19 protein-coding genes are annotated in these 12,648 nt (G+C 43.3%); 3 read left to right on the top strand and 16 right to left on the bottom strand.

Going from position 1 to position 12,648, the window contains the following annotated elements; genetic code table 11:
• Positions 1 to 197 precede the first annotated feature (197 nt).
• The 16 genes from MNQ98_RS00980 to MNQ98_RS00905 form a co-directional block, all read right to left on the bottom strand.
• Entirely contained in the window at positions 198 to 671 is a 474-nt protein-coding gene (locus tag MNQ98_RS00980; protein WP_241931493.1) for a DIP1984 family protein, read from the bottom strand.
• Positions 668 to 1,417: a class I SAM-dependent DNA methyltransferase gene (locus MNQ98_RS00975; protein WP_241931492.1), complete on the bottom strand. Its 750-nt coding sequence runs from the start codon at positions 1,415 to 1,417 to the stop codon at positions 668 to 670. The genes MNQ98_RS00980 and MNQ98_RS00975 overlap by 4 nt, the downstream gene beginning before the upstream one ends.
• Positions 1,418 to 1,455: 38 nt before the next feature.
• On the bottom strand, positions 1,456 to 2,211 hold the full coding sequence (locus MNQ98_RS00970; RefSeq protein ID WP_241931491.1) for a DUF3891 family protein: 756 nt from the start codon (positions 2,209 to 2,211) through the stop codon (positions 1,456 to 1,458).
• Positions 2,212 to 2,236: 25 nt separating this feature from the next.
• Positions 2,237 to 2,446 (bottom strand): DUF4177 domain-containing protein, encoded by a 210-nt coding sequence (locus MNQ98_RS00965; protein WP_342193425.1) that lies wholly within the window; start codon positions 2,444 to 2,446, stop codon positions 2,237 to 2,239.
• Between the two features lie 41 nt (positions 2,447 to 2,487).
• The gene (locus tag MNQ98_RS00960; protein ID WP_241931490.1) at positions 2,488 to 3,027 is read right to left on the bottom strand and encodes a hypothetical protein; all 540 of its coding nucleotides are present in this window, start codon (positions 3,025 to 3,027) and stop codon (positions 2,488 to 2,490) included.
• Between the two features lie 47 nt (positions 3,028 to 3,074).
• Positions 3,075 to 3,530, bottom strand: coding sequence for an NUDIX domain-containing protein (locus MNQ98_RS00955; RefSeq protein ID WP_241931489.1), 456 nt, complete (start codon positions 3,528 to 3,530; stop codon positions 3,075 to 3,077).
• A 169-nt stretch (positions 3,531 to 3,699) separates the two neighbouring features.
• Positions 3,700 to 3,882 carry a hypothetical protein gene (locus MNQ98_RS00950; protein ID WP_241931488.1) on the bottom strand — a complete coding sequence of 61 codons (183 nt, stop codon included), beginning with the start codon at positions 3,880 to 3,882 and terminating at the stop codon, positions 3,700 to 3,702.
• Between the two features lie 177 nt (positions 3,883 to 4,059).
• A complete protein-coding gene (locus MNQ98_RS00945; RefSeq protein WP_241931487.1) occupies positions 4,060 to 4,485 on the bottom strand; it encodes a hypothetical protein in 426 nt (141 codons plus the stop codon).
• Positions 4,486 to 4,498: 13 nt separating this feature from the next.
• Positions 4,499 to 5,134 carry a hypothetical protein gene (locus MNQ98_RS00940; protein WP_241931486.1) on the bottom strand — a complete coding sequence of 212 codons (636 nt, stop codon included), beginning with the start codon at positions 5,132 to 5,134 and terminating at the stop codon, positions 4,499 to 4,501.
• A 123-nt stretch (positions 5,135 to 5,257) separates the two neighbouring features.
• Positions 5,258 to 6,325: a VanZ family protein gene (locus MNQ98_RS00935; RefSeq protein WP_241933809.1), complete on the bottom strand. Its 1,068-nt coding sequence runs from the start codon at positions 6,323 to 6,325 to the stop codon at positions 5,258 to 5,260.
• Between the two features lie 171 nt (positions 6,326 to 6,496).
• Positions 6,497 to 7,465, bottom strand: a complete 969-nt coding sequence (locus MNQ98_RS00930) for a DUF4367 domain-containing protein (protein WP_241931485.1) — start codon at positions 7,463 to 7,465, stop codon at positions 6,497 to 6,499.
• 2 nt (positions 7,466 to 7,467) lie between these two features.
• Positions 7,468 to 8,031: a sigma-70 family RNA polymerase sigma factor gene (locus MNQ98_RS00925; RefSeq protein ID WP_208916534.1), complete on the bottom strand. Its 564-nt coding sequence runs from the start codon at positions 8,029 to 8,031 to the stop codon at positions 7,468 to 7,470.
• A gap of 289 nt (positions 8,032 to 8,320) precedes the next feature.
• Positions 8,321 to 9,745 carry an erythromycin esterase family protein gene (locus MNQ98_RS00920; protein ID WP_241931484.1) on the bottom strand — a complete coding sequence of 475 codons (1,425 nt, stop codon included), beginning with the start codon at positions 9,743 to 9,745 and terminating at the stop codon, positions 8,321 to 8,323.
• A gap of 42 nt (positions 9,746 to 9,787) precedes the next feature.
• Positions 9,788 to 9,985 carry a helix-turn-helix transcriptional regulator gene (locus tag MNQ98_RS00915; protein ID WP_208916538.1) on the bottom strand — a complete coding sequence of 66 codons (198 nt, stop codon included), beginning with the start codon at positions 9,983 to 9,985 and terminating at the stop codon, positions 9,788 to 9,790.
• Between the two features lie 22 nt (positions 9,986 to 10,007).
• Positions 10,008 to 10,517, bottom strand: a complete 510-nt coding sequence (locus tag MNQ98_RS00910) for a DUF6773 family protein (RefSeq protein WP_241931483.1) — start codon at positions 10,515 to 10,517, stop codon at positions 10,008 to 10,010.
• A gap of 170 nt (positions 10,518 to 10,687) precedes the next feature.
• Complete coding sequence (locus MNQ98_RS00905) at positions 10,688 to 11,188, bottom strand: YcxB family protein (RefSeq protein ID WP_241931482.1); 501 nt, start codon at positions 11,186 to 11,188, stop codon at positions 10,688 to 10,690.
• Positions 11,189 to 11,391: 203 nt separating this feature from the next.
• On the opposite strand from MNQ98_RS00905, the gene MNQ98_RS00900 reads away from it, so the two are divergent.
• Genes MNQ98_RS00900 through MNQ98_RS00890 form a run of 3 tightly spaced genes read left to right on the top strand, consistent with a single transcriptional unit; the run spans position 11,392 to position 12,626 of the window.
• Positions 11,392 to 12,099, top strand: coding sequence for an RNA polymerase sigma factor (locus MNQ98_RS00900; protein WP_241931481.1), 708 nt, complete (start codon positions 11,392 to 11,394; stop codon positions 12,097 to 12,099).
• Positions 12,051 to 12,416, top strand: coding sequence for a hypothetical protein (locus tag MNQ98_RS00895; RefSeq protein ID WP_241931480.1), 366 nt, complete (start codon positions 12,051 to 12,053; stop codon positions 12,414 to 12,416). The genes MNQ98_RS00900 and MNQ98_RS00895 overlap by 49 nt, the downstream gene beginning before the upstream one ends.
• A 39-nt stretch (positions 12,417 to 12,455) precedes the next feature.
• A complete protein-coding gene (locus MNQ98_RS00890; RefSeq protein WP_241931479.1) occupies positions 12,456 to 12,626 on the top strand; it encodes a hypothetical protein in 171 nt (56 codons plus the stop codon).
• The last annotated feature ends 22 nt before the right edge of the window (positions 12,627 to 12,648 follow it).

Below are 12,648 nucleotides of genomic sequence, written 5' to 3'. Positions count from 1 at the left end.
TACATTAAAAAAATACACTGTACATGATGGCTCGCATCTGTAACAATTCTGGGCTAATTTATAACATTTCAGATATGGCCCTGCATCTGGATCTTTCCAACCTCACCCGTTGGAGGGGTTTGTGCTCACCTTTAAGGAACAAGAGTTACCTGCTCTACACGCTCATGCTTATTTGGTTATATCGTTAAGATTGGTTGTTACTTCGGTACATCCTCAATTAGATCAATGGTCCAGTTCTTCTCTTGTATGCGGAAATCAAGCTCACGGTAGTTCTTAGCCAGCTCATCCATTTGTTTTTGAAGGGTTGGCACCTCAATGACCGTAAGGAACTTCACCTCTGACCGCGAATAACGCTCTTGACGGATGGACGCCGTTTCCAGCAGTTCGTCCAAAATTTTTCGCTTTTGCATCATGCTGTCCCGCTCTACGAGAACATCCGCAAGGTTCTTCCCGTCAGCGAACACGGTATGTGAATTGGTCTTGTTGATCTTCTTAATCCAACTAGACAATTCTTCCATCGTCCGGTCGAGTTCAACAAAAAGCTCGGTGGGATTCTCAACTGGCTGTTCTCCCTCCTGCACCTTTACCACTCTATCCAGCCGCTGCTTCAACTGCGCGATCCTGCGCTGACAGTCAGCGCGCAATACCAACGCTTCTGCAAGTTTCATCATGAGCCCTCCTTTTTATAGCCTTTCATCATAAAGAACAACGGAATTCTTAGTCTCCGTTCATACGTTTCCCGATTACTGAAATGCCGCTCATCCGGCCGTGATTCCCTGATTTGTTCCACCACGAACCCTGCTCTCTGCAGCGCTGAAAAATAATCTTCTACCGTTCGATGGAACTTCTTCACCGTTCGGCCCAGCCACTCCTGTTCGCGTCCACCCGCGACAAAGTAATTGTCGATCGTCCAATCCTGCTTCTGTCCTGCCGGTTTCGGCAGTCCATAGGACGATGTCATAACCGGATGCTCTACGGAGAACACAAAGCTCCCGCCGGCCTTCAGTGAAGTATATACATGGCTGAACAGCGCATCGATGTCTTCAACATAATGAATGACGAGCCGCGAGACGACCAGATCATATGCAGCTTCCGGTGCCTTCCAATCTTCCAAAGCCAGATGGATCACGCATCCGTTCGACATAGAATCGAGTGTCTTCCGTGCATGCTCCACCATGTTAATGGAGCCTTCCAGCCCGGTATATTGTGACGCACCCAACTCAAGCAACTCACTGCCATAAGTAGCTGTACCGCAGCCCAAGTCCAGAATCGACTTCCGCCGTACATCGCCCATCATTTCATAAATAATCGGCTTCTCCAGCGTATCATTAGCATTCTCGCTCCAGCTTCTTCGCTGCAAGTAACTTTCCAAAAAAGCTTCCTGATCATAATGGTCCGATCCCCGGTACGCCGTCATCCCATCCTCCTTGTCCGCGTGGCTTCCACATGACTAACTCATACAAAAGTAACCTTAAGCTCTGTCCAACCGCTCTCCTGATAAGCTTCATGGACTCCGACTTCTTTAATCCGCTTTTTCGGAACATGCTTGTTCCGTAACACAGCCGTCCATTCTTGCGCGAAAAGTTGAGGAGTTAAGCGAACTTCATGATCGCTGATCCACGCGGCTGAAAACTTTTGACCGTCTACCAAGCTGCTGAAACCCTCTCTGAACCAGGGGTGCTCCTCCTCTTTAGAGACTCCTTCCGGGTTCATGCAGACGTATAAGGATATATCATCACATAGCTGCAACAGCTGGAAATGCCTTGCGATGGTCTGCTCATCTGGATAGTTCAGCTTCTCTTTCAGTCGTTCCTGCCGCGCCAGCTCACGCTGATAGAATGCAAGCTCTGCTTCCTGTCTGGAATCCTGATCCGATTGAAAAAATGACGCATAATGCATGCTGCAGAGCATTGCCGCGTAACGGCTCATCTCCTCGGTTTCGTCCACTCCTATTTGATACAAGACCAGCTTAGGCAACACAGGGTAATCTATGAATGAAAACGGCACGTTACTACGGTCATTCCATATTGGCATGGCATCCAACCGGATCCAGCTCCGATCATGCTCCTGGATAGCCAGCAGACAATCATCCTTGTACTTTCCGTCCAGAAACCATTCCTCCCGGAATCCCCGAGCCACTTCTTCCGAAAAATGTGCATGGTCATCCTGCGTTGTCATCACAAAAGCCTCTTCAGATTCCCGAATAATCATGGGATTCCCTCCTTAGCTTTTAGCTTCAGCCTCCAACATAGGCTTGTCGCTTAAACACCATAACAACATCCCTCGACTGTCCCTGTGTTTGGCTCGTATCAAAACACGATACCAGCTCCCAACCTTCATACCCGTGCTTGTTCAGCAGTTCGTCCAGTTCTTCCTCATTCACTTTTCCGCCCAAAAAACCGCCGGTCTGATACTTCACCGTTCTATATTCCCACTGGACCATCATGCGTGTCCTCCTTATTTAAAAACCGCTCAACTTGTCAGTACTTAAAAGGCAACGTATTCTTTTACCATTAGCTCGATCTTTTCTTTGTTCATCTTTCCCAGATGATCCTTCCACTCGATCTCCAGGTAAGATAGCTCGATATCTTCACGGGTCGACAGCTGTTCAGGTATGGATGCATCTCCGGAAATGGAGCCAACGTCCGTAACCTTCTGGATAGCCGAGCCGCCTTCAGCAGTATGAGCGCTTGCAAGGACACCGATACTGTGTCCATCTTGCTGTTCGTAAAATGTATAAGCAACGTAAGAGATATCTTCAACATCCTCTTCATTACCGAGATACGTCAGCTGCCCGGAGCCTCTCCATATCGACGCGTTAGATGACTTAATGATTTTATAGTTTTCTATTTTCCATGCTGCATCACCGGAATCCTCCCCCTCCAGCACATACATCTCCGTTGGACCCGCGCTTGCACTGGAAACCTTATTATTCTGGGAGTAGAGCAGGTACAGCGTGAGGATGTTAGCTGCAAGAAGTCCAGCTATAAGCCAAACAACCCATTTTATCCATCGTGTATTCTGCATATGTCAGAGTCCTTTCTCGTTCCGTTATAGCGTTTAATGGCAATCACCTAATTGGAGTCTCCGATGTATCGTGGTGTTGAGATCCCCTCCATGAGCGGCTTCACCAGCGCATCCGGATAGACCCGAATTTCGTTCATGCGGGCAAGCTCGATCCATTCCACACCGATCTGGGCATCATCCGGGTTATGGCCGTTAAACACCTCGTCCTTGGTCTCCATTTCACATTCAAAATAAAACTCCACCTGATGAATATCCGCATCCCATTCCGCAAACTGATGGTTCTTGCCTATGTATTCCCGGATAAACAGAATATCCTTCACCTTTACGCTGCATCCGATTTCTTCAATACATTCTCTGACAACCGCGTCCTTCAGCTCCTCATATTTCTCTTGCCCGCCACCGGGAAACAAATAGAAAATACCGTCCTGATCTACGTTTTTTGTCAAAAGAATTCGTTCGTTCTGTATGATGACCGCCTTGGCCGAATTTCGGATTGGTTTCATAACGGTTTACTCCTCTATTTATGTATATTCGCAATGAATTTGCTCTGCAATTTCCTCCGGTAATTTCATTCCGTCTACAATCAGGTTGCAGTCTTTCTTTACAAGAGGCATCCCTAATTCCACCTTAACTTAGAAATGGACTAACGGCAACTTTGGGCCCCCGCTCTTGCTATATCCTCCGATTGTTTATCACAGCAGCGGCAATAACAATTATCAAGCCAACAAAAGCTGCCAAAAGAACAGTTAACACAATTACGCTGTTATCATTAATTTCGTTATCCGCCGCTAGCTCAAGATGCTGTTTGGGCTGAATCGTATCATCGCTGTTGCGAGGAGTAGTAAGTGACTTCACCCACGACCTCCCCAATCAGTGTCTCTTCCACAGCTCCCTCCGTGAGGATATACAACCTGCCCTCGTTTACAACAAAGTCATAAGCCCAGCTTGCGGACACAGTGGATATACACAGAAAGAACACCATCAATGCCAAAAGTGGTATTTTTACAAAACGGAGGATTGGAATCATTTCATCTACCGGGCCTGGAGGAAGCTGCTTTCATTCTCACCCGGAGTGTCTACGATGGTGATGGAACTTGGAATATGGGCCAGTTTCGTCAACGAAATATTAACGAATTGCCCTTGTTCAAGCTTCTGAAGTACCTCAGGCACCAGAACCCTGTACTTCTTCAACTTTCCGTCATTCCTACTTACATGGATCGTTCTTCCTTGTTTGTGGACGATTTGTCCGTGAATTTGTCTCGTTGCAGATGTTACAAGATCCGTAAGGATCATCACAACGAATCCTAAGCAACATAATATGGCGATGAAATATAAAAAACCGAATCCCGAAGGTGTGTAACGAGCGTGATGCATAGCAAATAAGCCTACCGAAAGAAATAAAAGAATGATGTTTGAACAGAGATGTAAGATCAACCACTTGTTAACGTTTAGATCCATTATCCATTTCTCCTTATTCAAACCTTTTCTTGACCCCATCTTTTTCGATTTCCACACCGATGCCGTTCTGCCATCCTCCAGCGCTAGATATATCTCTATTCATTATTTTTCCATAAAAATCCACCGACTGATTACTCTGGGTATGCGGGGTTAGCGAAATCGCCTGGGGCTCAATTTCAAACTGCATGAACTCATCATCAAGCAGTGGACGAATAGTGATCATTTGCTCTTTACCGTAATTGTACAGGTTAAGCTGGCACTCTATTTTGACTGTTCTGTCTTCTTCCATTCTGTAGTTACACTGACTGTCTTTTTTAGAAAAGGCTACAGAAGATACACCAGTTGAATTGAATTTGGTTAAAAAGAAAAGATTCTCTGTTATGAACGGAAAGATCATTATAAACGCGACACAGCCGATAATAAGCCGACTCATGATTTTAGGATAGCGAGATTGATAAATTCTCGACACACCGACAACACCAAAGATCAACAGTAGAAAACCAAATAAAACCGGCAGGTGCAGGCCCCTACTTTTCCCATCTGTCCAAGGAGAAATCCCAATCCATCTAAATAGATCATCGCCAAGCGAATAACCCAAATGATGAAAGGACAGCAGCAGAAGCCCCAGTACAACAGCTGAGATATACATGATCTTGATCTTCAGTTGATCATCTCCTCCCCCTTCACTCTTCCATATTGTAACAAATAAAACAATTTAGATGTCCACAATATTGAAATTTCCAAGGAAGATATATGCCGGATTGGTTACTTATCACGTGATGGCATGATCTGTTCCGCTTTTCTGTTCATGAAGCAACCGCTGCTTGCGTCCAAACAGGCACACTAGCACATGCACAAAGACACAAGCATCCATTAGAAATAGTCCAACAAAATACATAGGCCGTAAGATGCCAGGAAAATACAAACTCGTATATAGCACATGTACGCCACCAAACACTAGATATAGCAGCCCATACCGGATCGCGATTTCACGCAATCGCAAATGTCCCCCAGCACCAGTTATACGAATACGAACAAATGATTTACCAAGGGTTCGGCCCCCGTTCAGGTAAGGAATAAGAATGAAATATACGGATGTTGCGAGAAAATAGGCCAGAGGAACATTTAATACATTCAGCAGAAGCAAGACAGGAACCATCACGATCCAGTCCATCATGAATGCAATCGACCGGCGAGTATAGCTGACGCGTTTTTGCGACAGGTCCACTTCCGCATCTAGTCGGTCCAACCGCGGCAGATGCGAAGAAGCCCAGCGAGCCATTACAAAGCCGATCATGCCGCCGAGTGTGTTCAAAAACAGATCATCCACATCAAACAACCGGTAAGGGTAATCATAAAAGCCGTAGATCCCGGTCACCTGCGTTACTTCAAAAAACAACGATAACCCCAATGAAGCTACCAGACACGTCAACCAGCTCTTCCGTAAATAGTAACGCATAAACATGCCGAACGGCACGACCAGCGCAATATTAAAAACCACCTGTAAAAAAGCTCTTTCCTTTATTAGCCGAACATACGTGGATGGATCAGACCATACAACCCGTGTCTCCGCCAAAATATCTCGAATAAAGTTGAAAGGAATCAACTGCGCATAAGACGACATAGGCGCGTTGTGTCTCGAAGCCGGCATAGGCAAAATAACAAGATACAATGCGTTCATCAGATAAAGTAAAAACAAGTACAACAGAACTCCACGAAATTTATTAAAATAACCGTGCTTCCGGTACTGCAGCACAAGGATTGGAATGGCACACAGCATAGCAGCTATAGGAAAGGTCAAAAACGCATACGAAATCGGAAACAAATAATAATCCAGCACGTTGATCACCCGCCCCCACTTTTTGATATACATTTATTGTAGACCCCGAAGGTTAAAAGAAGATAAGTCTCAGTTTAAAAAAAGTTTAAAAATTCCCTAAGCAGTAGGTGGTAGCGGCCGTATACAACAAAGAACCCACGCATATGCGCAGGTCCCAGGGTAAGCTTAACATTAGCGAATGGATTCCGCAATTTTTATGATCTCACTACTTGAAATCGCTTCTTTTCCATGTATTCCGTAAAAAACATTATTATATTCCCAGTCCAGATTTCTGTCACCCGTTAAAATCGCATCGATTCCATTAACCTGTACTTGTTCCATCTCCTCGAATGTTCCAATTTCATAGGCATTTTCTTTTATCCCTAACATTTGACTTATAGTAAATGATTTTCCTGAATGCTGATTCGTAAACGAAATGAAGAGATATTGATCAATAACGTTTCCTTGTTCATCTGTGATAAATTTTGCTTGATCAAATGTATATCCTTCAGGTAAGTAACTAGGCAGAATAACATCAAAGCCAGCATACTTATTTAGTTCGCCCGAATCCGTAACAACAAAGTATTGATCATCTTCACGATTCAGCTTTGCCTTTTCGGATTCAGTTATGATTTCATTATCTTCTGAAATTCCTGCGATTTTCTCCCCGTCTGCTGTATACATCTCATGTTGATTGTTTGTAAGGACTTCGATAATATGGCCATCCTTATCATATAGTTTGCCTTTTAGCTCTTCGGGAACAGCTATCATCTCAGGGCTTTCGCTTTGTGTCCCTTGCAATTGCCCCGCCGAAAAGGTCTGGATAATCCTGTTCACGATCGTTTCAGCGAATGAGGGCTGTACCAGAGTAATCGTACCAAAGAAAAGAATACTGATTGAAGCGGCGATTAAAGTGAATTTTTTTATTTTATTATTTTTTTTCATGTTATACCCGCCTTTATTGGGTTCCATCCTTCTTAAGGATTGCCTGAGCACTGCTTCTTTGTTACTATGCTGACTGAAGTCTTGATTAGCCAATTGTTCGCCTAACTTCAACATTTCTTTATATTCGTCAGAGGCGATTGGATTAGAATGCTTATCTCTATTTAAGTAGTCATCCATATCGTTAAAAAATTGAACTTCCTGCTGTTTTCTATCCATTTTCATTCCTCCTCCATCTCTTTTTTTAACTTTTTCATCGTCCGATAAAGGATCACCCCGACGTTGCTTTCACTTATGCCCATAATTTCGGCAATATCCTTATTTTTTAAATCTGCTCCGAACTTCAGGGCAACCAAATTCCGTTCCCTCATACTCAACACGAGTAGAGCTTTTGCCAGCTTGTTATTCGTATCCGTAATTTCAATGAGCTGTTCGGGATTTTTTTCTTTCGATACCAATGATTTAATGGCATCTAGGGAAAAAAGCTTTTGTTTTTTCAAGCTTCTAAAATGGTCGTTTACCACATTTCGAACAATGGCAAACAACCATACTTCAAAAGGGGATTTCTCCTTCGAGTAAGTATCGAGTCTTAACATAATTTTATTAAAAACCTGACTGGTCAAATCTTCGGATGTGTGATGGCAATGTATTCGATAATAAATATAGTTATAGACCCTTTTGTAATAGCTCTCGAATATAGCCGTAAGTTCCAGTTCCTGCTCTTTGCATACAGCTTCGGTTTTTTCATTTTCCTGAAATGGATAGACTAAGGCGTGCTGTTTCACTTGTTGTTCACCCCTCCTTCCTCGATTTACTTAGCTAAGTAATCTCACATGTTAATACGGAGGATTTCCTATACCATTACACTGTAAATGTTTTTATTTACACCGTAACGAAAAAATGTTCCGTTGCGGCCTTTTTATTTCATATCAACATTGATTCTTGTACTGTTTGTAATCGTGACAATAGAAAAACTGCACCTCCAATGGTTAGATGGTGTCTAACAATTGAGGTGCAGTTCACACAGCAGTGGTTCTAGTTTGTTCTATAAGCGAATTTATAAAATTATTATAGCTATTCCACAGACTTTGAAGAAGTCGATCTCATATACAGCGGAGGTTTCACGTCATCAATAAGCAGAATACCGTCATATTGGTCACGGGCAACCAGACTTTCTGGAATCATGCCCCAGCTGTAGGTGTAACGCGGTTCGAACATCCATGAATTTCCCCGCTCATTGGTACGGTAACGCAAATCAATGAAGGTGTAAGGTGAGCCGCTTGCAGACAGGATCGACTCAACCGATCCGGGTGCCAGTGGAAGAACGTCATGCGGATTACCCATGTTGTCTGCGGTTTCGCCACTTGCAGGGTACAAGCCGAGCACGTAGCTGTATTTTTTCATATCATCAGGGAGCATTTCGCCCATTAACTTAACAGGATATGGTGAACCCATCACTTCACTTTGCGCTTTACGGATATGATCATTGTGCGCCCATACAATAAATTTCTCTGTCGGATAGACGTCTGTTGCAAGCCACATCAGATTGTCCAGCATCGCTTTATCTCGCCATTCCATCGACTTGAGGAACCAGGTGTATTCGCCCTCTGGCATACCAACATTCGATTTAATGGATATTTCAACGTATTCCTTGGCAACGGATATCCGATCATTCAGATTTTTCTCCAGAAGAACTGGCAGCTTATCATTGGTAGGGTACAGCTCTTTCAGGAGGGCTTGGCTAGATTCCGATCCCGTAGCTTTCAGAACATCCTTGTACACTTGGATCAACTGGGCCTTCTCTTTCTGGTAAGCTTTAAGATCCGTTCCGGCGGAATATTCGGATAGCTTCTCCTCTGCCTCTTGCAGGCGCTGGACCAATTTATCGTCTTTCAGCCAATCCCCGTCCAGAAGGGGAAATTGCAATTGCATATCAAAGCCGGTAAGCGCCAGCGGCTGTTCTGATTTTTGGGTTGTTTTTATGTATTCGAATAACGGCATTGTCTCTTGCGCCCACCATACACCAAAGATGGAATCCTTCATCGTCTGTTCAGCGCTCTGGGTGCCCGATTTACCATAAGCTAGTGAAGCATTGCCCAGACCACTTTCAAAAGCAAGCACATTGTATCCCATCTCCTGGTGCAGGAACTGGATTAGACGTGTCTTCGCCAAATTGAATTCCCTCACACCATGGGAGCTTTCCCCGAGAAAAACTATTCGCTTATCATGCAGCAAAGGCTTTAGCATGTCCAAGTCCTTGAACTGTCCTGCTCCTCCCTTGCTGTCAGCCGGCTGGATGGACTCCAGCTTGTACGCATGATCCTTGGTCCAAGACTCCCATTCGGCAATGGCTTCATTAGATGTACGGACTTCCGTGACCTTGCCTTGAACGGCTTCTACAGCAGCATATGCGCTGTTGCCTGTGAACACCGTACTTCCAATAACCGAAGCCGTTAGTATAAATGCGGTTAACATATGTTTTGTCTTGTTTTTTAACATGTGTGTCATTCATCCCCTCAATAATTGACCCTGGTCAAGCTATTAATCCTCTTCCCAAAACAAATCATCTAACGTCCTGGACAGCGCCTTACATATAGCAACACATAAACTCAGTGACGGATTGTACTTGCCTAATTCAATTAATCCAATCGTCTGCCTTGAGACGCCAACAAGATGTGCCAAGTCTTCCTGGGAAAGGTCTTTCTCCACCCGGGCTATCTTCAATTTCATATTTTTCATGCGATATTACCCGTTCCCTCCCTTAAGAATAGAACTGGTCTTTCTGAGATATCTTCTGACTCGTTCTGTTGGTGAGTTGGTGAACAATCAACATACCTCCGGCAAAGAGCGGAATATAGATCATCAGCGATACAAGAGCGACAAGAAAGAAATACCATACTCCTGTTGTCCAAGTTCCATCTCCATACAAGACCGTACTTCGAATACCGAAAAACAATGCCATAAAGACGCCGATTCCTATACCCCAGAGCATATTGCGAGTGTTAAAAGAGACCTTACTTCTGCTGTCATGTACCTCAACCTCGTCTGAATAAATGCCCAGTAACACGCTCCGGATGCCAAAATACAGTCCCCCCGCTATAACAATGACCAATTCTAGCAGAGAAGATTTCCAGTCGCTTAGCATAAAACTTTTCACGACAACCGATATTGTACAGATGCTCATGATCAGTATGTAAACCTCTTTGTAAATCTTGTTCTTCATATTGACGATGCGCTCGTCTTCAACCCTTTTTCTATTGAACCATTTCATGATCAGGTTCCTCCCGCAAGATCTGGTTAATATTTCCTAATAAGCTTATTATACTGAATATACGTCATATTGCAATATATATATTGCAAAAAGGTGAGTATACTATGTTTTCACAAAAAAATAAAAGCCCGGCAACATGCCGAGCTTTCATTCATCTCTATTTTAAAAAATTAAATAAATTGCTTTTTGGCATACTGCTGCACATTCTGTATAAACTCCGCTTCCTCTGCCTGATCAGCGAAAGATCTTCTTGGGACGATCGTGGCCTGAAGATTGTTTACGAAAATATAAATATTCTCCTTGTCTTGCCTCAACTCATGAATTCCGTCCCAAAAGCATGTTGACTGACTTCGAGCCGTAGAATCAAACAGCCCCGCGCCATTGATCTCAATCAGATGTTCGCCTAAAATTCCATCGTGGGCCTTCACTAATTTCATCGTTCTGCCCTTGATTCTGTACAGAAATAACACATCCGCTAATCCTCCAATGATCACACCGGCAACAATAGCATAGACCCAGCTGGAACCAAGCAGCTTCGAAATCACAATACAAGAAATCGGGATGCTCAGCAAACTGATGATCATGGATATTTTATACTTTGGTAAATTGAACATGACGTATTTATTAAACTTCCAAAAATCCTCTTTGGTCAGGTCTGCAACAACTTTCATAGGTATGGCTTCCCTCCGATATTATTGATGTATCCTGTCTGGATACACTTTCATCAACCGCTTCTAGTATAAGCGAACTTGTGACATATGAACATTGTCGATTTTGCAGGTTATCAACCATTTTCAAAAAATATCGATCCTTACGTGGCTTTTTCTGCTTTCCCGGTGTCTAATGATGTGTAAGGTCAAGAGGAGGTTCAACCATGTCAGGAGCTCATGACAAACAACACCCTGTTATTCCGGAAGTGCAGGGCGGCAAGGAAAATTTTGAAATCATATTTCATCAGTATCACGAGAAAATTCGCAAATATTTTTCATTCAAAATGAATGAGGCATCTGCTGAAGATCTAACACAACAGGTTTTCATCAAGGTTATGGGAAATATTCATTCCTTTAATCATGAGTCCAGTTTATTTACATGGATTTTTAAGATCGCCCAAAATACGCTAAAAAATGAATATCGCAGAATATCCCGTACCCTGGAAAGTTCCTCGGATCTTACGGGTTATGAATCACGGCTGATTTCTCTTGATTTTACGAAGCATGTTGAAATTCGATTTGACATCGGTTCTGCTTTGAAAAAATTAAGTCCTTTGGACAATCAGATCATTTTATTACGTTTTTTCGTCGACTGTACCATTGCAGAAATTTCTGAAATTGTAGGTATGCGTGAAAGCGCCGTGAAGAACCGGCTATATCGAACATTAGACAAATTAAAAGTTGAATTAAAAGAATGGGGTGACATTGCCATTATGTCAATTCAGAATATGATATCTATTGTAAATAAAAATGAATCAAACGATAAGCAAAGTGAAGGCAAGAACAAGGTGCATCAAGACCTATTAACGAGCTTCAGAAAAATGTGGAGAGAATTAATACGAAGTATAAACATGTTCCGTCCACAAAAATAACGATTGAAATCTATCCCGATCTCCCCACATTCCATCAAGCAGTAGGTGAACAGGACGCGCCTAACTGGTTCATGGGAACGATGGAGAAGAACATCTTAAAAATCGTTTCACCGCTGAACCCGGGACCTGAGCATACGTATGAATCGATTTTAAAATCAACCGTACACTTATATGCCATGTGGCTCATCAGCGATATCAACCCGGCAGCTCCGAAATGGATGCGCCAAGGTATTGGTGGGTTTGAGGCTAAACAAATGGCAACAAGCTTCATTACAAGCAGCATCGCAGATTTAGTCCATCGGGGCGAAGTGCCGTAGTTTCATGAATTTAATAACGATTCTTGGGATTTTGGAACGATGAAAGGTTTTCAGCTGTCATACACTATCGTCGAATTCATTATTTCGGAATACGGGATCGATAGTCTGAATAAACTGATTCGAAATCTCGCTGGTTTTCAGGAGATTTTCCATTGTTCAGAAACAAAGCTGCATGAGGAATGGGTTCATTATTTGAAAAAATCAGTGTAGATCAAAAGAAGCTCGGCAGTTT

Origin of the sequence: Paenibacillus sp. N3/727 (assembly GCF_022637315.1) — a bacterium.
GTDB lineage: Bacteria > Bacillota > Bacilli > Paenibacillales > Paenibacillaceae > Paenibacillus_AQ > Paenibacillus_AQ uliginis.
The sequence above is the reverse complement of the archived record's forward strand: the minus strand, read 5'-3'. Positions and strand labels throughout refer to the sequence as shown.